General features: G+C 44.0%; 19 protein-coding genes and 1 other annotated feature. Of the genes, 17 read left to right on the top strand and 2 right to left on the bottom strand.

Annotated elements, in window-relative coordinates:
* The first annotated feature begins 160 nt into the window (after positions 1–160).
* The 4 genes from clpX (at position 161) to yihA (ending at position 6322) form a co-directional block, all read left to right on the top strand.
* Positions 161–1423, top strand: coding sequence for an ATP-dependent protease ATP-binding subunit ClpX (gene clpX, locus MHB62_RS14155; protein ID WP_003229613.1), 1263 nt, complete (start codon positions 161–163; stop codon positions 1421–1423).
* Positions 1424–1574: 151 nt separating this feature from the next.
* The gene (lonB, locus tag MHB62_RS14150) at positions 1575–3233 is read left to right on the top strand and encodes an ATP-dependent protease LonB (protein ID WP_004398923.1); all 1659 of its coding nucleotides are present in this window, start codon (positions 1575–1577) and stop codon (positions 3231–3233) included.
* A 180-nt stretch (positions 3234–3413) separates the two neighbouring features.
* Positions 3414–5738 carry an endopeptidase La gene (gene lon / locus MHB62_RS14145; RefSeq protein WP_003229618.1) on the top strand — a complete coding sequence of 775 codons (2325 nt, stop codon included), beginning with the start codon at positions 3414–3416 and terminating at the stop codon, positions 5736–5738.
* Positions 5735–6322: a ribosome biogenesis GTP-binding protein YihA/YsxC gene (gene yihA, locus MHB62_RS14140; RefSeq protein ID WP_003229621.1), complete on the top strand. Its 588-nt coding sequence runs from the start codon at positions 5735–5737 to the stop codon at positions 6320–6322. The genes lon and yihA overlap by 4 nt, the downstream gene beginning before the upstream one ends.
* 21 nt (positions 6323–6343) lie before the next feature.
* Here the strand turns inward: yihA and MHB62_RS14135 are convergent, their stop codons facing one another.
* The gene (locus MHB62_RS14135; RefSeq protein WP_003229624.1) at positions 6344–6841 is read right to left on the bottom strand and encodes a hypothetical protein; all 498 of its coding nucleotides are present in this window, start codon (positions 6839–6841) and stop codon (positions 6344–6346) included.
* Between the two features lie 229 nt (positions 6842–7070).
* Here MHB62_RS14135 and hemA point away from each other — a divergent pair, with 229 nt between their 5' ends.
* The 8 genes from hemA (at position 7071) to cotN (ending at position 16240) form a co-directional block, all read left to right on the top strand.
* Positions 7071–8438 (top strand): glutamyl-tRNA reductase, encoded by a 1368-nt coding sequence (hemA, locus tag MHB62_RS14130; protein WP_004399038.1) that lies wholly within the window; start codon positions 7071–7073, stop codon positions 8436–8438.
* A gap of 7 nt (positions 8439–8445) precedes the next feature.
* The gene (locus MHB62_RS14125) at positions 8446–9276 is read left to right on the top strand and encodes a cytochrome c biogenesis protein (RefSeq protein ID WP_003222575.1); all 831 of its coding nucleotides are present in this window, start codon (positions 8446–8448) and stop codon (positions 9274–9276) included.
* A 32-nt stretch (positions 9277–9308) separates the two neighbouring features.
* Positions 9309–10253, top strand: coding sequence for a hydroxymethylbilane synthase (gene hemC, locus MHB62_RS14120; protein WP_010886587.1), 945 nt, complete (start codon positions 9309–9311; stop codon positions 10251–10253).
* Positions 10243–11031, top strand: a complete 789-nt coding sequence (gene hemD / locus MHB62_RS14115) for a uroporphyrinogen-III synthase (RefSeq protein WP_003229629.1) — start codon at positions 10243–10245, stop codon at positions 11029–11031. The genes hemC and hemD overlap by 11 nt, the downstream gene beginning before the upstream one ends.
* Complete coding sequence (hemB, locus tag MHB62_RS14110; protein ID WP_003229631.1) at positions 11028–12002, top strand: porphobilinogen synthase; 975 nt, start codon at positions 11028–11030, stop codon at positions 12000–12002. The genes hemD and hemB overlap by 4 nt, the downstream gene beginning before the upstream one ends.
* Positions 12003–12031: 29 nt before the next feature.
* On the top strand, positions 12032–13324 hold the full coding sequence (gene hemL, locus MHB62_RS14105) for a glutamate-1-semialdehyde 2,1-aminomutase (protein ID WP_003229633.1): 1293 nt from the start codon (positions 12032–12034) through the stop codon (positions 13322–13324).
* 130 nt (positions 13325–13454) lie between these two features.
* The gene (gene spoVID / locus MHB62_RS14100) at positions 13455–15182 is read left to right on the top strand and encodes a spore coat morphogenetic protein SpoVID (protein ID WP_003246083.1); all 1728 of its coding nucleotides are present in this window, start codon (positions 13455–13457) and stop codon (positions 15180–15182) included.
* 32 nt (positions 15183–15214) lie between these two features.
* Positions 15215–16240: a spore coat protein CotN gene (gene cotN / locus MHB62_RS14095; protein ID WP_004399056.1), complete on the top strand. Its 1026-nt coding sequence runs from the start codon at positions 15215–15217 to the stop codon at positions 16238–16240.
* 18 nt (positions 16241–16258) lie between these two features.
* Here cotN and MHB62_RS14090 read toward each other — a convergent pair whose 3' ends face one another.
* Positions 16259–16450, bottom strand: a complete 192-nt coding sequence (locus tag MHB62_RS14090) for a hypothetical protein (RefSeq protein ID WP_003222590.1) — start codon at positions 16448–16450, stop codon at positions 16259–16261.
* A 165-nt stretch (positions 16451–16615) separates the two neighbouring features.
* Positions 16616–16838, top strand: a binding site (T-box leader).
* A 59-nt stretch (positions 16839–16897) separates the two neighbouring features.
* On the opposite strand from MHB62_RS14090, the gene valS reads away from it, so the two are divergent.
* The 5 genes from valS (at position 16898) to MHB62_RS14065 (ending at position 23634) form a co-directional block, all read left to right on the top strand.
* Positions 16898–19540, top strand: a complete 2643-nt coding sequence (gene valS, locus MHB62_RS14085) for a valine--tRNA ligase (protein WP_004398606.1) — start codon at positions 16898–16900, stop codon at positions 19538–19540.
* A gap of 59 nt (positions 19541–19599) precedes the next feature.
* Entirely contained in the window at positions 19600–20892 is a 1293-nt protein-coding gene (locus MHB62_RS14080; protein WP_003229640.1) for a folylpolyglutamate synthase/dihydrofolate synthase family protein, read from the top strand.
* Positions 20893–21033: 141 nt separating this feature from the next.
* Positions 21034–21780, top strand: a complete 747-nt coding sequence (locus MHB62_RS14075; protein WP_072592551.1) for an A24 family peptidase — start codon at positions 21034–21036, stop codon at positions 21778–21780.
* A gap of 133 nt (positions 21781–21913) precedes the next feature.
* Positions 21914–22912 carry a stage II sporulation protein SpoIIB gene (gene spoIIB / locus MHB62_RS14070; RefSeq protein WP_015714459.1) on the top strand — a complete coding sequence of 333 codons (999 nt, stop codon included), beginning with the start codon at positions 21914–21916 and terminating at the stop codon, positions 22910–22912.
* Between the two features lie 152 nt (positions 22913–23064).
* Positions 23065–23634 (top strand): Maf family nucleotide pyrophosphatase, encoded by a 570-nt coding sequence (locus MHB62_RS14065; protein WP_004398496.1) that lies wholly within the window; start codon positions 23065–23067, stop codon positions 23632–23634.
* The last annotated feature ends 32 nt before the right edge of the window (positions 23635–23666 follow it).

Below are 23666 nucleotides of genomic sequence, written 5' to 3'. Positions count from 1 at the left end.
GTTTTTTGTCATACATATAGAATGTGCAAGTCAGAAACACATTGTTACCGTCTTTTTGGAAAGTATGGTAAAATGCAATACATACTCGTTCGTTTCAAGAATCATTTTCTTTTGCTCTGCCGGTAAAAGAAAAAGTGAGACAAGATTAAGGGGTGAAAGAATGTTTAAATTTAACGAGGAAAAAGGACAATTAAAATGCTCGTTCTGTGGAAAAACACAAGATCAGGTTCGTAAGCTTGTAGCTGGACCTGGTGTATATATATGTGACGAATGTATCGAACTCTGCACTGAAATTGTAGAGGAAGAACTCGGAACAGAAGAAGAAGTAGAATTTAAAGACGTACCAAAGCCTCAGGAAATTCGCGAAATTTTGAATGAATATGTCATCGGCCAAGATCAAGCGAAGAAATCACTTGCTGTTGCTGTGTATAACCACTATAAGCGCATTAACTCCAACAGCAAAGTTGATGATGTTGAGCTTTCAAAAAGTAATATTTCATTAATCGGCCCTACGGGAAGCGGTAAAACCCTTCTGGCGCAAACATTGGCTCGCATTTTAAATGTGCCGTTTGCGATTGCGGACGCTACATCTTTGACTGAAGCTGGATACGTGGGTGAAGATGTAGAGAATATTCTCTTGAAGCTCATCCAAGCTGCTGATTATGATGTGGAAAAAGCCGAAAAAGGCATTATCTATATTGATGAAATCGATAAAGTGGCTAGAAAATCTGAAAACCCGTCTATCACACGTGATGTGTCAGGTGAGGGTGTACAGCAGGCATTGCTTAAAATTCTTGAGGGTACAGTGGCAAGCGTACCGCCTCAAGGTGGACGTAAGCATCCTCATCAAGAATTCATTCAAATTGACACAACAAATATTTTGTTCATTTGCGGCGGAGCTTTCGATGGTATCGAACAAATCATCAAACGCCGTTTAGGCCAAAAAGTGATTGGATTCGGTGCCGACAATAAAGCTGCTGATCTTGAGAAAGAAGATCTTCTTTCAAAAGTGCTTCCAGAAGATTTGCTCCGTTTCGGGTTAATTCCTGAATTTATCGGACGTCTTCCGGTTATTGCAAGCCTTGAAAAGCTTGACGAAGAAGCATTGGTTGCGATCTTAACAAAACCGAAAAACGCTCTTGTTAAGCAATTCAAGAAAATGCTTGAGCTTGACAACGTTGAGCTTGAGTTTGAAGAAGAAGCGCTTTCTGAAATTGCTAAAAAAGCAATTGAACGCAAGACTGGAGCACGCGGACTCCGTTCTATCATTGAAGGCATCATGCTTGATGTGATGTTTGAGCTGCCTTCTCGTGATGACATTGAAAAATGTGTAATCACCGGGGCAACTGTGACACACGGAGAGCCTCCTCGCCTCTTATTAAAAGACGGCACTGAGGTAAGCCAAGATAAAACATCTGCATAAAGATAAGCACAAACCTCCTGAGTGGTAACACTCAGGAGGTTTTTTTGCATGCAACTCTTCCGGAAAAACGTTTATTCCCGTCTTCTATGGGAGATACTAGCAATCAGAGGAATGAATTGGATACATAAATTGTTTTTCAGGAGGGACCACCATGAGTTGGACAGGGATCGCGTTATTTATTCAGCTGTTTTTTGGGATCATCATCGGTTTGTATTTTTGGAATTTGCTTAAAAATCAAAGGACACAAAAGGTCACGATAGATAAAGAATCAAAGAAGGAAATGGAGCAGCTTCGGAAAATGCGCGCTATCAGCTTGTCCGAGCCATTATCTGAGAAGGTCCGCCCCAAAAGCTTTAAAGATATCGTCGGACAGGAAGACGGCATTAAAGCATTAAAGGCGGCTTTATGCGGGCCAAATCCTCAGCATGTGATTGTCTATGGGCCACCGGGAGTTGGGAAAACGGCTGCTGCGCGGCTTGTGTTGGAAGAAGCAAAAAAACATAAACAATCACCGTTTAAAGAGCAGGCTGTCTTTGTGGAACTCGATGCGACAACAGCCCGTTTTGATGAAAGAGGAATTGCCGATCCGCTCATCGGCTCTGTCCATGACCCGATATACCAAGGGGCCGGAGCGATGGGACAGGCTGGGATTCCGCAGCCGAAGCAGGGAGCTGTCACCCATGCCCATGGCGGTGTGCTGTTTATTGATGAAATAGGGGAGCTGCATCCTATTCAAATGAATAAAATGCTGAAGGTGCTTGAGGACAGAAAAGTCTTTTTAGACAGTGCGTATTACAGTGAGGAAAATACACAAATTCCGAATCATATTCATGATATTTTTCAAAATGGGCTGCCGGCTGATTTTCGCTTGATTGGCGCGACCACGAGAATGCCAAACGAAATTCCGCCAGCTATCCGGTCCCGCTGTTTGGAGGTTTTTTTCCGCGAGCTTGAAAAGGACGAGCTGAAAACGGTTGCCAAAACAGCAGCGGATAAAATTGAAAAAAATATCTCCGAAGAAGGACTGGATCTTTTGACCAGCTACACGCGGAACGGGCGGGAAGCCGTCAATATGATTCAAATCGCAGCGGGGATGGCTGTAACGGAGAATCGAAAGGACATTACGATTGAGGATATTGAATGGGTCATTCACTCCAGTCAGCTTACTCCAAAGCACGAGCAAAAAATCGGTGTTGAACCACAGGTTGGCATTGTAAATGGGCTTGCAGTCTATGGGCCTAACAGCGGATCGCTTCTGGAAATCGAAGTAAGTGTAACCGCGGCTCAAGATAAAGGATCAATTAACATCACAGGAATAGCTGAAGAAGAAAGCATCGGCAGCCAATCAAAATCGATCAGGCGAAAAAGCATGGCGAAGGGTTCGGTTGAAAATGTATTAACCGTGCTCCGGACAATGGGAATGAAGCCTTCTGATTATGATATTCACATCAATTTCCCAGGAGGGATTCCGATTGATGGGCCGTCAGCAGGCATTGCGATGGCGGCGGGGATTTTCTCGGCGATACACAAAATTCCTATTGACAATACCGTTGCGATGACGGGCGAAATCAGCCTGAACGGTCTTGTGAAACCCATCGGAGGCGTCATTCCGAAAATAAAAGCGGCCAAGCAGTCCGGTGCGAAAAAGGTGATTATCCCATATGAAAATCAGCAGGCCATCTTAAAGCAGATTGACGGGATCGAGATTATTGCAGTGAAGACGTTCCAAGAAGTGCTTGATGAAATTTTGGTGAATCCGCCAACGGAACAAAAACCGTTTCATATCGAAATCAATAAAGAATCCGTTTAAACCCTATTTTGATAATAGGGTTTTTTTCATGAAGGACATCTTTTCCTTTTTCATATCAGAAAGAAAGGGTATACTACGAGGAGACTGTTTTATAGAAAATGGAACCATGCCGTTTATTGTACAAGGATGAAAAAGTTGTATTATAATGGTTCATACTAAAGTCACGGAGGTGTCAGTCACATGGCAGAAGAATTAAAACGCAGCATCCCGCTCCTCCCTTTAAGAGGTTTATTAGTGTACCCGACGATGGTTTTGCATTTAGATGTAGGACGTGACAAGTCGGTTCAGGCTCTTGAACAGGCAATGATGCATGATCATATGATATTTTTAGCCACTCAGCAGGATATTTCGATAGACGAACCTGGTGAAGACGAGATTTTCACTGTCGGCACCTATACAAAAATTAAGCAAATGCTGAAGCTTCCGAACGGTACGATTCGTGTGTTGGTGGAGGGCCTCAAGCGCGCCCATATCGTCAAATACAATGAACACGAGGATTACACGTCGGTTGACATTCAACTTATTCATGAAGATGATTCAAAAGATACAGAAGACGAAGCATTGATGCGGACTTTGCTAGACCACTTTGATCAGTACATAAAAATTTCTAAAAAAATCTCGGCCGAAACGTACGCTGCGGTTACTGATATCGAAGAGCCGGGGAGAATGGCAGACATCGTTGCTTCTCATCTGCCCCTTAAACTAAAGGATAAGCAGGATATTTTAGAAACGGCTGATGTCAAAGACAGGCTGAACAAGGTCATTGATTTTATTAATAATGAAAAAGAAGTGCTGGAGATTGAGAAAAAAATCGGCCAGCGCGTCAAACGTTCGATGGAGCGTACGCAGAAGGAATACTACTTGCGTGAACAAATGAAGGCGATCCAAAAAGAGCTTGGCGATAAAGAAGGCAAAACTGGCGAAGTTCAGACGCTGACGGAAAAAATCGAAGAAGCAGGCATGCCTGATCATGTGAAAGAAACAGCGCTTAAAGAATTGAACAGATATGAAAAAATTCCGTCAAGTTCTGCGGAAAGCTCTGTGATCCGCAACTATATCGACTGGCTGGTTGCTCTTCCGTGGACGGATGAAACAGATGATAAGCTTGATTTGAAAGAAGCAGGACGTCTCTTGGACGAAGAGCACCACGGGCTTGAAAAAGTAAAAGAACGTATTTTAGAATATTTGGCTGTCCAGAAGCTGACAAAATCCCTGAAAGGCCCGATTCTCTGTTTGGCAGGACCTCCAGGTGTCGGAAAAACGTCTTTAGCCAAATCAATTGCAAAAAGCTTGGGACGCAAATTCGTCAGAATCTCACTCGGAGGAGTTCGGGATGAATCAGAGATACGCGGACACAGACGGACCTATGTCGGAGCAATGCCTGGACGTATTATTCAAGGGATGAAAAAAGCGGGCAAGCTGAATCCGGTCTTCTTATTAGACGAAATTGACAAAATGTCATCTGATTTTAGAGGAGACCCATCATCCGCTATGCTTGAAGTGCTTGATCCAGAGCAAAACAGCAGCTTCAGTGATCACTATATTGAAGAAACCTTTGATTTATCCAAAGTGCTGTTTATCGCAACGGCGAACAATTTGGCCACAATCCCGGGCCCGCTCAGAGACAGAATGGAAATTATTAATATCGCAGGCTACACAGAAATAGAAAAACTTGAAATTGTAAAGGATCACTTGCTTCCAAAGCAAATCAAAGAACACGGGCTGAAGAAAAGCAATCTTCAGCTGCGTGATCAGGCGATTCTTGATATTATTCGTTACTATACGAGAGAAGCGGGTGTAAGAAGCCTTGAACGCCAGCTTGCCGCAATTTGCCGTAAAGCTGCAAAAGCCATTGTTGCTGAAGAGCGAAAACGAATTACGGTTACTGAGAAGAACCTTCAAGATTTTATCGGAAAACGCATTTTCAGATATGGACAAGCTGAAACAGAGGATCAAGTTGGTGTAGTGACAGGGCTTGCGTATACAACCGTTGGCGGAGATACGCTTTCGATTGAAGTATCGCTTTCACCGGGAAAAGGGAAATTAATCCTGACAGGAAAGCTCGGAGATGTTATGAGAGAGTCTGCTCAGGCTGCATTCAGCTATGTGCGATCCAAAACAGAAGAACTTGGCATTGAACCTGACTTTCATGAGAAGTATGATATTCATATACATGTACCAGAGGGTGCGGTGCCAAAAGATGGTCCGTCAGCCGGTATTACGATGGCAACAGCGCTTGTTTCTGCTTTAACGGGACGGGCGGTTTCGCGTGAAGTCGGCATGACTGGGGAAATCACGCTTCGCGGGCGCGTGCTGCCGATCGGCGGCTTAAAGGAAAAAGCGCTTGGCGCACATAGAGCGGGATTAACGACCATTATTGCGCCTAAAGATAATGAAAAAGATATAGAGGATATTCCGGAAAGCGTCAGGGAGGGGCTGACATTTATATTGGCGTCCCACTTAGACGAGGTTTTGGAACATGCCTTAGTAGGAGAGAAGAAATGAAAGTCACAAAGTCAGAAATCGTGATCAGTGCAGTAAAACCGGAACAGTACCCTGAAGGGGGGCTTCCGGAAATCGCATTGGCCGGAAGATCGAACGTAGGAAAATCGTCTTTTATCAATTCATTAATCAATCGCAAAAATCTTGCGAGAACGTCATCAAAGCCGGGAAAAACACAAACGCTTAATTTCTACATTATCAATGATGAGCTGCATTTTGTGGATGTGCCGGGCTACGGTTTTGCCAAAGTGTCAAAGTCTGAGCGTGAAGCATGGGGCAGAATGATTGAAACCTATATCACGACACGCGAGGAATTAAAAGCTGTGGTGCAGATCGTTGATTTGCGGCATGCGCCATCTAATGATGATGTACAGATGTATGAATTTTTAAAGTATTACGGCATTCCTGTTATTGTTATCGCTACAAAGGCGGATAAGATCCCGAAAGGTAAATGGGACAAACACGCGAAGGTTGTCCGACAAACATTAAATATTGATCCGGAAGACGAGCTGATCCTCTTTTCTTCAGAAACGAAAAAGGGAAAAGACGAAGCTTGGGGAGCGATCAAAAAAATGATAAACCGGTAGAGGATCCTCTACCGGTTTTATTTATCGTATAGATTTTTTTCGTTTTATCAATAATAACAATAAACTGATTCCAATAAAGACAAACGGCCAATACTCCTTCAGAAGCGCTGTTGGAATATGCGCAGACTCAAGCCATGCCATAATTTGTTTGAAAAAGTACAAAAACAGGGAAAAACAAATCATCGACACAGCTTCATATACATATTCTTTTTTTTGAACGGTTGAAACGAGAAGTGAGAAGCCGATCATAAAGAGGAGCATTTCAAAATCATCCGGCCACCATACCCATTTCGGCTTGGCAAAAAAGTGTAAACCGATCCCGAAGAGAAGCAAACCGATAAAAAAATGGGGTGTGACGGCTTCTTTTTTTCCTTGATATACAAAGGCTGCGCCTAACAGCATGAGGAGAACAGGCCATTGATCCTGCCCTGAAAACAGTTCGGCTTGGCCGCTTTCTAGCCATGCATATACAGAAGCGGCAAGCAGCAGACAAGGGAATAAAATTGATTTTTGTTTCATGCATATCACCTTCTTGTTTTTTAGAGCTGATGTGTAGTAAATTTCTGCTGTTTTTGGTATTGTCAATAGGAATGCTTCTTTTCCCTGAAGCTTTTTCTAATATAGCATAAGAATTTTAAAATCTGTTCACATTTTGTGAAAGAAACTATGTTATAATTATTATAAATAATGAGTTCTATGTTAGAATGATTATAAATTAAGATTGGGTGTTGGGGGTGTAATTAGAGCGATGCATATACTTGTTGTGGGAGTAGATTATAAATCCGCCCCTATTGAGATACGTGAAAAAGTAAGTTTTCAGCCGAATGAGCTGGCAGAAGCAATGGTGCAGCTGAAAGAAGAGAAAAGCATTCTTGAAAACATCATTGTCTCAACCTGCAACCGCACTGAAATTTATGCGGTAGTCGACCAGCTTCATACCGGCCGTTATTATATAAAAAAGTTTTTAGCTGATTGGTTTCAATTAAGCAAAGAAGAGCTGTCACCGTTCTTAACGTTTTATGAGAGCGATGCCGCTGTTGAGCATTTATTCCGTGTAGCCTGCGGACTTGATTCTATGGTGATTGGCGAAACGCAGATTCTCGGACAGGTACGCGACAGCTTTAAAACAGCTCAGCAAGAAAAAACGATCGGGACTATTTTTAATGAGCTGTTTAAGCAGGCAGTTACAGTGGGCAAACGGACTCACGCCGAAACAGACATTGGCTCAAATGCGGTGTCAGTAAGCTATGCTGCAGTTGAACTTGCCAAAAAAATCTTCGGAAATCTTTCAAGCAAGCACATATTGATTCTCGGTGCGGGAAAAATGGGCGAGCTTGCTGCGGAAAACCTGCACGGACAGGGAATCGGCAAGGTCACTGTCATTAACCGAACATACTTGAAAGCGAAGGAGCTTGCAGACCGTTTTTCAGGTGAAGCGAGAAGCTTGAATCAGCTTGAAAGCGCGCTTGCGGAGGCTGATATTTTAATCAGTTCAACCGGTGCAAGTGAATTTGTCGTGTCCAAAGAGATGATGGAAAACGCGAATAAGCTTCGCAAGGGACGTCCGCTGTTTATGGTCGACATTGCCGTGCCTAGAGATCTTGATCCGGCGCTGAATGATCTTGAAGGTGTTTTTCTTTATGATATCGACGATCTGGAAGGCATTGTAGAAGCGAACATGAAAGAGCGGAGAGAAACAGCTGAAAAAGTTGAACTGTTAATTGAAGAAACCATTGTGGAATTTAAACAATGGATGAATACACTTGGTGTTGTGCCTGTTATTTCTGCATTGCGCGAAAAGGCGCTTGCCATCCAGTCAGAAACGATGGACAGCATTGAGCGTAAGCTGCCTCACTTAAGCACAAGAGAGAAAAAACTGTTGAACAAACACACCAAAAGTATTATTAACCAAATGCTTCGTGATCCGATTTTAAAGGTGAAAGAGCTTGCGGCAGATGCTGATTCTGAAGAAAAGCTCGCGTTGTTTATGCAGATTTTTGATATTGAAGAAGCTGCGGGCCGTCAAATGATGAAAACCGTTGAAAGCAGCCAGAAGGTCCACTCTTTTAAGAAGGCTGAATCAAAAGCGGGCTTTAGCCCACTTGTAAGTGAGTGAAAGCTGAATGATTGATACTGCAATGGCAAGACTTAATGAGGGGACAATCGTCATTTACGCGTTAAGTGTACTCTTTTATTTTATAGATTTTCTTCAACACAACCGGAAGGCTGGAAAAATGGCCTTCTGGTTGCTTTCTATTGTCTGGACTCTGCAAACCGTGTATTTGGCCTATTTTATGTGGGTGACGGGGCGGTTTCCGGTATTAAATGTGACAGAGGCACTTTATTTTTATGCCTGGGTGCTTGTCACGCTGTCACTTGTACTGACAAAGCTTTTACGTGTTGACTTTATCGTGTTTTTTACAAATGTTATAGGATTTTCTATGATCGCCATTCACACATTTTCACCGACAGAGCAGCAGTCAGCTGCTTTTTCCGGGCAGCTTGTATCCGAGCTTTTGGTGATTCATATTACAATGGCGATTCTTTCATACGGCGCTTTTTCCCTTTCTTTCGTTTTTTCTGTGCTATATATGTTTCAATATCATCTGCTGAAAAAGAAAAAGTGGGGAAAATGGCTGTTGAGAATAGAAGATTTATCTAAGCTTGATTATATGGCGTATGTTTTAAATGTCATTGGGGTTCCGATGCTGCTGCTGAGTTTGATTCTCGGCGTCATTTGGGCGTATGTCTCACTAGAAACGCTGTATTGGTTTGACGCCAAAGTGCTTGGTTCGTTTGTCGTCCTGCTGCTGTACAGCTATTATCTTTATATCAGGCTGATTAAGGAGCTGCAAGGAAAGGTCGCTGCACTGTGGAATACGGCTTGTTTTCTGGTGCTGATGATCAATTATTTCCTGCTTGGAAGCCTGTCGCAATTCCATTGGTTCAGTTAAACGATGTCCCAAGCAGATTCGGGAGGAAAGAAATGATGAGAACGATTAAAGTAGGTTCCAGACGGAGCAAACTCGCTATGACTCAAACAAAATGGGTTATTCAAAAACTGAAGGAAATCAATCCTTCGTTTGCTTTTGAAATTAAAGAGATCGTGACAAAGGGCGACCGGATTGTCGATGTTACACTCTCAAAAGTGGGTGGAAAAGGGCTTTTTGTCAAAGAAATTGAACAGGCGCTTTTAAACGAAGAGATTGATATGGCAGTGCACAGCATGAAGGACATGCCTGCTGTTTTGCCTGAAGGCCTTGTGATCGGCTGTATTCCTGAACGGGAGGACCCGCGTGATGCCCTTATTTCAAAGAATCGCGTAAAGCTTTCAGAAATGAAGAAAGGTGCTGTCATTGGCACAAGCAGTTTAAGAAGAAGCGCGCAGCTTTTGATTGAGCGCCCTGACCTTACAATTAAATGGATTAGAGGTAATATAGATACAAGACTTCAAAAGCTGGAAACAGAGGATTATGACGCAATTATTTTAGCGGCTGCCGGCCTTTCCAGAATGGGTTGGAAGCAAGATGTCGTAACCGAATTCCTTGAGCCTGAGCGCTGTTTGCCTGCTGTGGGGCAGGGAGCCCTGGCGATTGAGTGCCGAGAATCGGATGAAGAGCTGTTGGCGTTGTTTTCTCAGTTTACAGATGAATATACAAAACGGACTGTCTTAGCGGAACGTGCTTTTTTAAACGCGATGGAGGGCGGCTGCCAGGTTCCGATCGCGGGCTACTCCGTGTTAAATGGACAGGATGAAATTGAAATGACAGGTCTTGTCGCTTCACCTGACGGCAAAATCATTTTTAAAGAAACCGTCACCGGAAACGATCCGGAGGAAGTAGGAAAGCGCTGTGCCGCTCTTATGGCTGACAAAGGAGCAAAAGATTTAATTGATCGTGTAAAACGGGAGCTTGACGAGGATGGAAAATGATTTTCCGTTGAAAGGAAAAACAGTGCTTGTCACCCGGAATAAGGCACAGGCAGCATCATTTCAGCAAAAAGTGGAGGCGCTTGGCGGTAAAGCGGTTTTAACCTCTTTGATTACGTTTCGCCGCGCTTTGCCGAATGATGTTGCGGAACAGGTAAGAGAGGATCTTGCCGCGCCAGGCTGGCTTGTTTTTACAAGTGTGAACGGGGCAGACTTCTTTTTTTCTTATCTGAAGGAAAATCAGCTTATTCTCCCTGCGCATAAAAAAATTGCAGCCGTCGGTGAAAAAACCGCGCGCCGTTTAAAAATGCATAACGTATCGGTTGATGTGATGCCACAGGAGTATATTGCTGAACAATTGGCTGACGCTCTTAAGCAGCATGCTGAACCGGGGGAGACCATTACCGTGATGAAAGGGAATTTGTCACGTGATGTGATAAAACAAGAGCTTGTCCCGCTCGGTTTTGAAGTAAAGGAATGGGTTCTCTACGAAACGATTCCGGATGAAGAAGGCATTGAGGCATTGAAAGACGCTGCGGGTCAATATTCCTTTGACTATGTAACATTTACGAGTTCATCAACCGTACATACGTTTATGCATGTCTTGGGAGAAGAATTAAAAAAGTGGAAGGCGAATGGGACGGCCTGTATCAGCATTGGGCCTTTAACAAATGATGCCCTTCTGACGTACGGCATCACATCGCATACGCCTGATACATTTACAATAGATGGCATGCTTGAGTTAATGTGCAGCATGTCAAGAGAGGAAGAGAGAATATGAGTCAATCATTTAATAGACACCGCCGCCTGCGGACATCAAAAGCAATGAGAGAAATGGTAAAGGAAACACGTTTGCATCCATCAGATTTTATATATCCGATTTTTGTCGTTGAAGGGCTGGAAGGCAAAAAAGCTGTTCCGTCAATGCCTGATGTTCACCATGTATCATTAGATTTATTGAAGGATGAAGTAGCGGAGCTGGTCAAACTGGGCATTCAATCTGTTATCGTGTTCGGCATCCCGGAAGAAAAAGATGATTGCGGAACACAAGCGTACCATGATCACGGAATTGTCCAAAAAGCCATCACAGAAATTAAAGAACACTTCCCTGAAATGGTTGTTGTCGCTGACACGTGCCTGTGCGAATATACAGACCACGGCCATTGCGGACTTGTCAAAGACGGAGTCATTCTCAATGATGAATCGCTGGAGCTTTTGGCGCAGACAGCTGTCAGCCAAGCGAAAGCAGGTGCGGATATCATTGCGCCATCAAACATGATGGACGGATTTGTTACAGTGATCAGAGAAGCACTTGATAAAGAAGGATTCGTCAATATTCCCATCATGTCTTACGCTGTTAAATATTCAAGTGAGTTTTACGGTCCGTTCCGTGATGCAGCAAACAGCACACCGCAATTCGGAGACCGCAAAACATATCAGATGGACCCTGCCAACCGTATGGAGGCACTCCGCGAAGCACAATCAGATGTTGAGGAAGGCGCGGACTTTTTGATTGTCAAACCTTCGCTTTCTTATATGGATATCATGCGTGACGTAAAAAATGAGTTTACTTTGCCGCTCGTCGCTTATAATGTAAGCGGAGAGTATTCAATGGTGAAGGCTGCAGCGCAGAACGGCTGGATCAAAGAAAAAGAAATTGTGTTGGAAATTTTGACAAGCATGAAGCGCGCGGGTGCCGACCTGATTATTACGTATCATGCGAAAGACGCAGCGAAATGGCTTGCGGAGTAATTTTATTCAGTTGACAGGAGTTGAGGCAGATGAGAAGCTATGAAAAATCAAAAACGGCTTTTAAAGAAGCGCAAAAACTCATGCCGGGCGGTGTGAACAGTCCCGTTCGCGCATTTAAATCGGTAGACATGGACCCGATTTTTATGGAGCGCGGAAAAGGCTCGAAAATCTTTGATATTGACGGGAATGAATATATTGACTACGTCTTGTCATGGGGGCCTTTAATTTTAGGGCATACAAATGACCGCGTCGTAGAAAGCCTCAAAAAAGTGGCTGAATACGGGACAAGCTTTGGTGCTCCGACTGAAGTAGAAAATGAACTGGCTAAGCTCGTCATTGATCGTGTGCCATCTGTAGAAATTGTACGAATGGTAAGCTCCGGAACAGAGGCTACAATGAGTGCCCTCCGTTTGGCAAGGGGCTATACGGGCCGCAACAAGATTTTAAAATTTGAGGGCTGCTACCACGGACACGGCGATTCTCTCTTGATTAAAGCTGGTTCAGGTGTTGCCACTCTCGGTCTGCCTGACAGCCCGGGGGTGCCTGAAGGCATTGCGAAAAACACCATCACCGTTCCGTACAATGATTTAGAAAGTGTAAAGCTTGCTTTCCAGCAATTCGGTGAAGACATTGCGGGAGTCATTGTAGAGCCAGTTGCCGGAAATATGGGTGTTGTTCCGCCGCAAGAAGGTTTCCTTCAGGGTCTGCGTGATATCACTGAGCAGTACGGCTCCCTGCTGATTTTTGATGAAGTGATGACTGGCTTCCGGGTCGATTATAACTGCGCTCAAGGCTACTTCGGCGTAACGCCTGATCTGACTTGTTTAGGAAAAGTAATCGGGGGCGGACTTCCTGTCGGCGCTTATGGCGGAAAGGCAGAAATCATGGAGCAGATCGCTCCAAGCGGTCCGATCTATCAAGCTGGTACATTGTCAGGCAACCCGCTTGCGATGACGGCTGGCTTAGAGACATTGAAACAGCTGACACCTGAATCCTACAAGAATTTCATCAAAAAAGGCGACAGACTGGAAGAAGGAATTTCAAAAGCCGCCGGGGCTCATGGCATTCCGCATACCTTTAACCGTGCAGGTTCGATGATCGGTTTCTTCTTTACAAACGAACCAGTCATCAATTATGAAACAGCGAAATCATCTGATTTGAAGCTGTTCGCAAGCTATTATAAAGGGATGGCAAATGAAGGGGTATTCCTTCCGCCATCACAATTCGAAGGTCTTTTCCTCTCAACGGCCCATACTGATGAAGATATTGAAAACACAATCCAGGCAGCTGAGAAAGTATTTGCTGAGATCAGCCGCAGATAAGAGTGAAAACCGGTATCAAGGACTCCTTGTGCCGGTTTTTTCGTGCTCTCCCACTCATATTTTCTCCAGTTCATACATACACCTTTAGTGACATCTAATTTTAAGGATTAGATGAAAGGAGGATATGAACTTGCCGCAAAATCATCGATTGCAATTTTCTGTAGAAGAATCGATCTGTTTCCAAAAAGGACAGGAAGTTTCTGAACTGCTTTCTATTTCATTAGATCCTGATATTAGGGTTCAGGAAGTAAATGATTATGTATCAATCATAGGATCGCTTGAACTTACAGGTGAGTACAACATAGATCAAAACAAACATACCGAAGAGATTTATACAGATAAGCGGTTTGTTGAACAAGTCAGAAAGAGAGAGGATGGAAGTGCGGAACTGACTCACTGTTTTCCTGTGGATATTACCATTCCGAAAAATAAAGTGAGCCATTTACAGGATGTCTTCGTCTTTATTGACGCATTTGACTATCAATTGACGGATTCGCGCATTTTAACAATTCAAGCTGATTTAGCGATCGAAGGGCTTTTGGACGATACGCAAGACAAAGAGCCGGAGATACCTTTATATGAAGCTCCTGCGGCATTCAGGGAGGAAGAGCTTTCAGAGCCGCCGGCACATAGTGTAGTAGAAGAACCGGGTGCATCATCGGCAGAGGAAGCAGTTCTTCAGCATGAACCGCCAGCCGAACCGCCAGAACTTTTTATCTCGAAAGCGGGGCTCCGTGAAGAACTGGAGACAGAAAAAGCAGAATCTGAGCCGCCTGAATCGGTTGCTTCAGAACCAGAGGCCAGAGAAGATGTGAAAGAGGAAGAAGAGTCAGAAGAGCTTGCTGTGCCGGAAACGGAGGTTCGTGCTGAATCGGAAACAGAAGAATCTGAGCCAGAACCTGATCCTTCAGAAATAGAGATTCAAGAGATCGTTAAAGCAAAAAAAGAAACGGCAGAGCCGGCAGCTGCAATAGCGGATGTTCGTGAAGAAGCAGACTCTCCAGCGGAGACTGAGCTTCGTGAACACGTTGGAGCAGAAGAATCGCCTGCTTTGGAAGCTGAGCTTCATTCAGAGACTGTGATTGCAAAGGAAAAAGAGGAAACAACAGTGTCTCCTAATCATGAATATGCGCTGCGCCAAGAGGCTCAAAATGAAGAAGCAGCTCAATCGGATCAGGCTGATCCTGCGCTTTGCCAAGAAGAGGCGGAACCGGATGAAGCTTTGGAGAGTGTATCAGAGGCCGCTCTCTCCATAGAAGATAGCAGAGAAACAGCTTCAGCTGTATATATGGAGAATGACAATGCCGATTTACATTTCCATTTCAATCAAAAAACAAGCTCGGAGGAGGCATCTCAAGAAGAATTGCCTGAACCGGCATACCGTACCTTCCTGCCTGAACAAGAAGAGGAGGATTCTTTTTATTCAGCGCCTAAGCTGCTGGAGGAGGAAGAACAAGAGGAAGAGAGCTTCGAAATTGAAGTGAGAAAAACACCATCAGCTGAAGAGCCTAAGGAAGAAACACCTTTTCAATCCTTCCAGCTGCCTGAATCTTCTGAGACTGAAAGGAAGGAAACGGATGCTGTTCCTAGGGTTGCTCCTGCTGCTGAAACGAAGGAACCTCAAACAAAGGAAAGTGATAATTCTCTTTATTTAACAAAACTCTTTACAAAAGAAGCGGATGAGTTTTCGAGAATGAAAATTTGTATTGTGCAGCAGGAAGATACGATCGAGCGTTTATGCGAACGGTATGAAATTACATCCCAGCAGCTGATCAGGATGAATTCTTTAGCCTTGGATGATGAATTAAAAGCAGGACAGATTCTCTATATTCCTCAATATAAAAATAGCCATGCGTAAACCGTAAGTGATCGGAAAATGTGGTGAATGAAATGGAAGATACCCAATCGGTTCTTCAGGAATACGGACTGACTGCTCAATTTATTGAGCCTGTCAGTCCTCTTGTTTGGAAAGTGTATACAGACTACGGCATATTTGCCCTGAAAAAATTGAAAGAAGGTCGCGGCAAGCATTTTACAGATCATATGGTGGCGATTGAGGAAAAAGGCTTTCGTTCATTCGTTCCCGTTTACAGAACAAATAGCGGTGAGTTTTTCTCAGCAGGCATACAATACGGAGATATCTACTATTTAATGCCTTGGCTCCAATTTGACCAAGAGGAAGAACGGGATCAAAAACATGCTTATTTATTTAGAGAAACAGCCCGTCTTCACGAGAGAACCGCGCAGGAACTAAAGGTTAGACGTGATGAGATTGAACGTTATTACGGGCAAACGAAAAAAAAGTGGGAACAAGATAAAATTTTCTATGAGCAGTTTGTGGATAGAGCGGAGAAGGAATGGTACCTTTCTCCCTTTGAACTCCAGGCCATAACCTATTTTTCTGAAACCATTTCCGCGGTGAACTTTGCGCTGGAACGGCTGGAGGACTGGTATGAGTCCGCAAAGGAAAAGGACGTTTCAAGGGTTGTAATGAACCACGGCAGCCTGTCTATACACCATTTTCTGTATAATGATGCCGGGACCGGATATTTTACAAACTTCGAAAGAGCATCTGTCGGTCCGCCGCAAAACGACCTGCTCGGCTTTTATACAAAAATGTTCAGAGGCTTTCCGAAAGCTTGTCCGGAATGCGTCGAATGGTTTTATGGATATACGAAATCATTCCCTTTGCGTGAAGCGGAAGTCAGCCTTTTTCTCAGCTATATGGCATATCCGGCAGCCATGTACAAGGTGCTGAACGGTTATCAAACTGGGAAAAGACAGCATGAAAAAGAGGAATGTACACAATTATTAAAGGCTTATTGGCAAATGAAAAACATAGAGCCGTTTGTGATGAAAATTCATCAGATTGAACAAGAGAAAAAATTTCAGGCTGAAAACGAGTCCACGTCTTAATGGCGCGGACTTGTTTGTTTATATCCATTCTAAATGAAGGGCGCAAGCTAAAAAGATTAGGATTGCGAGCAGCAAAACATCAAAGGTTGTCGGAAAGAAAATGGTTCTGATTCCTTGAAAAATCGTAATGGGAATAATCACTTGTGCGGATACAAGCCGAATTTGCCTTACCCATGGCGGCAGCGAATAAGAGCTGAAACGTTTCTTCACGGTGCATCCTCCTCTACGCATTTACAAGCATCATATGTAAACTTGGGCAATAGGTGCCTGCCCATCTGTATAGAAAGCGGTGTTTTTGGAAAAGATGATTGACGAATCAAAAACACTTTTACTATAATAAAGAACATAAATAATGTATACAATGAGCTGATAAATACACCTGCTTAGAACGGGAAGAGTACAAAAAAGGCGCATGCAGAGAGAGAAGCCGTTTGCTGAAAGGCTTCTTATGTTGTCTGATTGGAAGGTCGCCCGGGAGCATAATTTCTTGAAAGAAGAGTAGAGAAATTCGGGAAACACCCGTTATCCGTTATAAGTGCATGAACTGATTGAGTTCATGAAAAAAGGTGGTACCGCGAAAGAGCTTTTCGTCCTTTTACAGGGATGAAGAGCTCTTTTTTCGTTCTCAGCCATTTTTAAACATGCTGGAGGGTTATGATGGAAACGAATGAACAAACAATGCCGACGAAATATGATCCGGCAGCGGTTGAAAAAGACCGATATGATTTTTGGCTAAAAGGCAAATTTTTTGAAGCGGGCAGTGACCAGACAAAAGAGCCATACTCTGTTGTCATCCCGCCGCCAAACGTAACAGGGAGACTTCACCTTGGCCACGCATGGGACACAACGCTGCAAGACATTGTAACAAGAATGAAACGCATGCAGGGCTATGATGTGCTGTGGCTTCCTGGCATGGACCACGCCGGCATCGCGACACAGGCTAAAGTGGAGGCGAAACTTCGTGAAGAAGGCAAATCCCGCTACGATTTAGGCCGTGAAAAATTCCTCGAAGAAACGTGGAAGTGGAAGGAAGAATATGCTGACTTTATTCGCAGCCAGTGGGCGAAATTAGGTCTTGGCCTAGATTATTCCCGTGAACGTTTTACGCTGGATGAAGGCTTGAGCAAAGCGGTAAGGGAAGTATTCGTTAAGCTTTATGAAAAAGGCCTGATCTACAGAGGCGAATATATTATTAACTGGGACCCAGCGACAAAAACAGCCCTATCCGACATTGAGGTGATTTACAAGGATGTTCAAGGCGCATTCTATCATATGAGCTATCCGCTTGCTGACGGTTCAGGCTCAATTGAAATTGCGACGACACGTCCTGAAACAATGCTCGGTGATACAGCTGTTGCCGTTCACCCTGAAGACGAGCGCTATAAACACCTTATCGGAAAAACGGTGATCCTGCCGATTGTAAATCGTGAAATTCCGATTGTCGGTGATGACTATGTTGATATGGAATTTGGTTCAGGTGCCGTGAAAATTACGCCTGCTCATGATCCGAACGACTTCGAGCTTGGCAACCGCCACAATTTAGAACGCATCCTTGTCATGAATGAAGATGGCACGATGAATGAAAATGCGCTCCAATATCAAGGTATGGATCGTTTTGAATGCCGCAAAAAGCTCGTGAAAGATTTACAGGAGGCGGGAGTTCTCTTCAAGATCGAGGATCATATGCACTCTGTCGGCCATAGTGAACGAAGCGGGGCTGTTGTGGAGCCTTATCTTTCTACACAATGGTTTGTGCGCATGCAGCCGCTTGCTGATGCAGCGATTGAGCTGCAAAAAAAAGAAGAAAAGGTCAACTTTGTGCCTGACCGTTTCGAAAAAACGTATTTACACTGGATGGAAAATATCCGCGACTGGTGTATCTCCCGTCAATTGTGGTGGGGCCATCGTATTCCTGCCTGGTATCATAAAGAAACAGGCGAGCTATATGTCGGACTTGAAGCGCCGGAAGACAGCGAAAATTGGGAACAGGATACAGACGTACTGGATACATGGTTCAGTTCTGCGCTATGGCCTTTCTCCACAATGGGCTGGCCTGATGTAACGGCTGAAGACTTTAAACGCTACTATCCGACAGATGTTCTCGTGACAGGGTACGATATCATTTTCTTCTGGGTATCACGCATGATTTTCCAAGGCATTGAATTTACAGGCGAGCGCCCGTTCAAAGATGTTTTAATCCACGGCTTAATCCGTGACGAGCAAGGCCGGAAAATGAGTAAATCTCTTGGCAACGGTGTCGACCCGATGGATGTGATTGACAAGTACGGAGCCGATTCTCTGCGTTATTTCCTTGCGACTGGAAGCTCTCCTGGCCAGGATCTGCGCTTCAGCTATGAAAAAGTGGAATCGACCTGGAATTTTGCCAATAAAATTTGGAACGCCTCCCGTTTTGCATTAATGAATATGGATGGCATGACGTACGATGAGCTTGATCTGTCAGGTGAAAAGTCAGTCGCTGACAAGTGGATTTTAACGCGATTAAATGAAACGATCGAGCACGTGACCCAGCTTGCTGACCGATATGAATTTGGTGAAGTAGGACGCCATTTATATAACTTTATTTGGGATGATTTCTGTGATTGGTATATTGAAATGGCGAAGCTTCCGCTTTATGGAGAAGACGAAGCGGCTAAGAAAACTACCCGTTCCATCCTTGCTTACGTACTTGATCAAACGATGCGTCTGCTCCATCCGTTTATGCCATTCTTAACGGAGGAAATTTGGCAGCACCTTCCTCACCAAGGGGAATCGATTACAGTAAGTCAATGGCCTGCAGTAGTGCCGGAGCATACCGATACTGAAGCGGCAGCTGACATGAAGCTTCTTGTTGAGCTGATCCGTTCTGTGCGCAATATCCGCAGTGAAGTCAATACGCCAATGAGCAAGCAGGTTGAACTGTACATTAAAACAAGCACAGACGAAATAGCGTCCCGCCTCGAAGCGAACCGTTCATATGTTGAACGCTTTACGAATCCGAGCGTGCTTAAAATCGGCACCGATATTGAGGCTGTTGATAAGGCGATGACGGCCGTTGTCTCAGGAGCAGAGGTTATTCTTCCGCTTGAAGGCTTAATCAATATTGATGAAGAAATTGCCCGTCTGCAAAAAGAATTTGATAAACTGACAAAAGAAGTTGAGCGTGTCCAAAAGAAACTTGGAAATGAAGGATTTATGAAAAAAGCGCCTGCACACGTAATTGATGAAGAACGTGAAAAAGAAAAAGATTATGTGGCGAAGCGTGACGCTGTTCAAAAACGAATGGCTGAGCTGAAGGGTTAATGAAAAGCCGGGGCGGTTTCTAGAGAAACCGCCTTGTCTTATAAAAGAGGGGATTATCATTGTTTACTGCATATCAAGATGCGCGCAGCTGGATTCACGGGAGGCTGAAATTCGGGGTGAAGCCCGGACTTGGTCGAATGAAACAGCTGATGGCGCGGTTAGGACATCCTGAAAAAAAAATCCGAGCGTTCCACGTCGCAGGAACAAACGGTAAAGGATCAACTGTCGCTTTTATCCGTTCTATGCTGCAGGAAGCCGGATATACGGTTGGAACATTTACATCGCCTTATATTATTACGTTTAATGAACGGATCAGCGTAAACGGGATACCGATTTCTGATGAGGAATGGACAGCACTCGTCAATCAAATGAAACCGCACGTTGAAGCCCTTGATCAAACGGAATACGGACAGCCGACAGAATTTGAAATTATGACAGCTTGTGCATTTTTATATTTTGCAGAGTTTCATAAGGTCGATTTTGTTATTTTTGAAACAGGTCTGGGCGGTAGATTCGATTCTACTAATGTGGTTGAACCGCTCTTAACTGTGATTACAAGCATCGGACACGATCATATGAACATTTTGGGAAACACCATTGAAGAAATTGCAGGAGAAAAGGCCGGTATTATTAAAGAAGGTATTCCAATCGTTACAGCAGTTACCCAGCCGGAAGCGTTACAGGTCATCCGCCACGAAGCCGAACGGCATGCTGCGCCGTTCCAGTCATTGCATGATGCATGTGTTATTTTCAATGAAGAGGCTCTGCCTGCAGGAGAACAGTTTTCATTCAAAACGGAAGAGAAATGCTATGAAGATATTCGGACATCTCTGATTGGCACCCATCAAAGACAAAATGCTGCTTTGTCCATTTTGGCTGCGGAGTGGCTCAATAAGGAGAATATCGCCCATATCAGTGACGAAGCGTTAAGGAGCGGGCTTGTGAAGGCTGCTTGGCCGGGACGGTTAGAGCTTGTTCAGGAGCATCCTCCGGTATATTTAGACGGTGCGCATAACGAAGAAGGTGTTGAAAAGCTGGCGGAAACGATGAAGCAGCGTTTCGCCAATTCACGCATTTCTGTGGTGTTTAGCGCGTTAAAGGACAAACCGTATCAGAACATGATTAAAAGACTGGAAACCATTGCTCATGCGATTCATTTTGCTTCTTTTGATTTCCCGCGTGCTTCTCTTGCAAAAGATCTCTATGATGCAAGTGAAATCAGCAATAAAAGCTGGAGTGAAGATCCAGACGATGTGATCAAATTCATAGAAAGCAAAAAGGGCTCAAATGAAATTGTGCTGATTACCGGATCTCTTTACTTTATTTCTGACATTCGAAAAAGGTTGAAATAAAAGCATCCGGCTCCGGCAGAATCAAAAAAAAGATTCTGCCGTTTTTTTTTATGTGTAAAATTGAATATTCCCAATTGGAGCTCAGGATGTCCCTTTTGCTACAATCCATACCAGAACTCAATGAGTAAAGGTGTGTTGTCTATGCTATCCATTCTTTTTATCTTCGGACTTATCCTTGGTTCTTTTTACTATACGGCCGGGTGCCGTATCCCCTTACATCTATCTATTATTGCGCCCCGTTCATCATGCCCGTTTTGCCGGCGGACATTAACTCCTGCAGAATTAATTCCCATCCTGTCATTCCTATTTCAAAAAGGTAAATGTAAAAGCTGCGGGCATAGGATTTCTTTTATGTATCCCGCAGCAGAGCTTGTGACAGCGTGTTTATTTGCCGCCGCAGGAATACGCTTTGGCACGTCGCTGGAACTGTTTCCCGCTGTGGTGTTTATCTCTCTTCTCATTATTGTTGCAGTGACAGATATTCATTTTATGCTGATTCCAAATCGTATATTGATTTTCTTTCTTCCCTTTTTGGCGGCCGCGAGATTGATTTCTCCGCTTGATTCCTGGTATGCAGGCCTGTTAGGTGCGGCAGCCGGATTTCTATTTCTGGCTGTAATTGCCGCAATCACCCATGGGGGAGTAGGGGGAGGAGATATTAAATTATTTGCGGTGATTGGCTTTGTGCTTGGTGTGAAAATGCTGGCAGCTGCCTTTTTCTTTTCTGTTTTGATAGGTGCATTATATGGAGCGGCAGCCGTTCTGACTGGTAGACTCGCTAAAAGGCAGCCGCTTCCCTTTGCCCCCGCTATAGCCGCAGGGAGCATTTTAGCCTATTTATACGGTGACTCTATCATTTCTTTTTATATCAAAATGGCATTGGGCTGACTGCTGAAAAATTTGACGAACGTTTTTTGGACAAGGCGACAAAAGTCTTGTTCTTTTTTTCTTTGCCTGTGCTAAAGTGTGTAGCATGAAAAGCCGACAAGAACGGTCAAGCAAATGAAGGGAGGAAGCGGAATTGAAAAAAAGAAAGAATAAAAAAAACAGTAAAGCCGCAGAAAAAGCCCTCAAGGTGACGATTAATGGAAAAGAAGAGACGGTTTACGAACAAGAGACGCCTGAGACAGAGGCGGATAAAAGCATGACATTTTCAAATTGGGAGGAAAAAAGACAGGCAGAACAAGAGGTTGCGGCATCCCAGGAACATCCTGATGAAGATGAATTCAATTGGGATTCAGAGGAAGACAAGGTGTTTAAAGAGGACCCTAAAGTTGTTCCTCCTTATCAAAAGAAAAAAACAAAGTCTTATGCAAAAGGAAAGACCGGGACTGCCAAACCAGTAAAAAGAGTGGCTGCGACGATTGCCTTCGCGGCTGTCATTGGCACTGGATTAGGGCTATTCGCGTTAAGCATATCGGGGAATAAAGAAGCGTCAGCACCGGCCTCTTTAGAGGATTCTCTAGGCAGCCAAACGGCAAAAGCAGGGGATACTTCAACTGATAAACAAACTTCAGGCACAGAAAAACAAGCGGCGCAAACTGAAGGTACATATAAAACATACGCTGTACAAGCCGGAAAATTTTCAAATGAAAAGGGTGCCGAAACGTTAACAGAACAATTGACCGAAAAAGGATATTCCGCCGTGTCACTGTCAAAGGATGACGGGTATACGTATGTTATTGCAGGCTTAGCAAGTGAAAAGGATGTCTCACAGCAGTTAGGACAGGTTTTAATCGACAGTGATTTTGAAGCCTGGGGAGGCAAGGAGCTTTCCTTATCAATAGAGTCAGATATGACAGATTCTTTTAAGGAAACAGCGGAGCTTGCAGCAAAGGCGATTCTCGGCGAAGACATTACAAAAGCGAGTGTAGAGAAAATAGAAAAGTCGCTTGGTGAAACAAAAGCGTCAGAAACAGGAGAGAAAAAAGCGATTTTGCAGGCTTTAAAGGAATTAGAAGATCCAAGTGCTGAAGCCGGGTGGAAGGCTCAGCAGGAGCTGTTAGCCGTCGTAAAATAAGAGATAGTGCCCTGAGCCTTCGTCCTTTAGTGACAGGCTTTTTTTATTTTGTCATGAAAAAGTTATTTTTCTGAAATTGTGACAAGCCTCGTGATTTGGTAGGATAAACGAGTATCTTTTTTTCTTAAGCAAACCCTGAAAGGATGACGAACATGACAAAACCGCTAATACTTGCATCACAATCTCCGCGCAGGAAAGAACTCCTCGATCTTCTCCAGCTGCCCTACTCCATTATTGTCAGTGAAGTAGAAGAAAAATTAAATCGAAACTTTTCACCAGAAGAAAACGTCCAATGGTTGGCAAAACAAAAAGCTAAGGCTGTAGCTGATCTCCACCCGCATGCAATCGTTATCGGTGCTGATACAATGGTATGCCTTGACGGCGAATGCCTTGGCAAACCGCAGGATCAAGAAGAAGCTGCATCTATGCTGCGGAGGCTTTCAGGCCGAAGCCACTCAGTAATAACCGCGGTCAGCATTCAAGCTGAAAATCACAGCGAGACTTTTTATGATAAGACAGAAGTTGCGTTTTGGTCCCTCAGTGAAGAAGAGATTTGGACGTATATTGAAACAAAAGAGCCGATGGATAAAGCAGGTGCATACGGCATCCAAGGAAGAGGCGCGCTTTTTGTAAAGAAAATAGACGGAGATTACTATTCAGTCATGGGCCTTCCTATATCAAAAACAATGAGAGCTCTTCGCCATTTTGATATAAGGGCATGACGGTTCTATAAACGGGAAGGGAAAGAAAAGGA

The sequence above is a fragment of the Bacillus sp. FSL K6-0255 genome (genome assembly GCF_045040725.1).
Classification (GTDB): Bacteria; Bacillota; Bacilli; order Bacillales; family Bacillaceae; genus Bacillus; species Bacillus subtilis.
Note: the sequence above shows the minus strand (reverse complement) of the source record. Positions and strands in the feature narration are given on the sequence as shown.

Excerpts from the sequence above, each read along its gene's own strand:
- clpX (WP_003229613.1), top strand. The coding sequence starts at position 161 with ATGTTTAAATTTAACGAGGAAAAAGGACAATTAAAATGCTCGTTCTGT.
- lonB (WP_004398923.1), top strand. The coding sequence starts at position 1,575 with ATGAGTTGGACAGGGATCGCGTTATTTATTCAGCTGTTTTTTGGGATC.
- lon (WP_003229618.1), top strand. The coding sequence starts at position 3,414 with ATGGCAGAAGAATTAAAACGCAGCATCCCGCTCCTCCCTTTAAGAGGT.
- yihA (WP_003229621.1), top strand. The coding sequence starts at position 5,735 with ATGAAAGTCACAAAGTCAGAAATCGTGATCAGTGCAGTAAAACCGGAA.
- MHB62_RS14135 (WP_003229624.1), bottom strand. The coding sequence starts at position 6,841 with ATGAAACAAAAATCAATTTTATTCCCTTGTCTGCTGCTTGCCGCTTCT.
- hemA (WP_004399038.1), top strand. The coding sequence starts at position 7,071 with ATGCATATACTTGTTGTGGGAGTAGATTATAAATCCGCCCCTATTGAG.
- MHB62_RS14125 (WP_003222575.1), top strand. The coding sequence starts at position 8,446 with ATGATTGATACTGCAATGGCAAGACTTAATGAGGGGACAATCGTCATT.
- hemC (WP_010886587.1), top strand. The coding sequence starts at position 9,309 with ATGATGAGAACGATTAAAGTAGGTTCCAGACGGAGCAAACTCGCTATG.
- hemD (WP_003229629.1), top strand. The coding sequence starts at position 10,243 with ATGGAAAATGATTTTCCGTTGAAAGGAAAAACAGTGCTTGTCACCCGG.
- hemB (WP_003229631.1), top strand. The coding sequence starts at position 11,028 with ATGAGTCAATCATTTAATAGACACCGCCGCCTGCGGACATCAAAAGCA.
- hemL (WP_003229633.1), top strand. The coding sequence starts at position 12,032 with ATGAGAAGCTATGAAAAATCAAAAACGGCTTTTAAAGAAGCGCAAAAA.
- cotN (WP_004399056.1), top strand. The coding sequence starts at position 15,215 with ATGGAAGATACCCAATCGGTTCTTCAGGAATACGGACTGACTGCTCAA.
- valS (WP_004398606.1), top strand. The coding sequence starts at position 16,898 with ATGGAAACGAATGAACAAACAATGCCGACGAAATATGATCCGGCAGCG.
- MHB62_RS14075 (WP_072592551.1), top strand. The coding sequence starts at position 21,034 with ATGCTATCCATTCTTTTTATCTTCGGACTTATCCTTGGTTCTTTTTAC.
- MHB62_RS14065 (WP_004398496.1), top strand. The coding sequence starts at position 23,065 with ATGACAAAACCGCTAATACTTGCATCACAATCTCCGCGCAGGAAAGAA.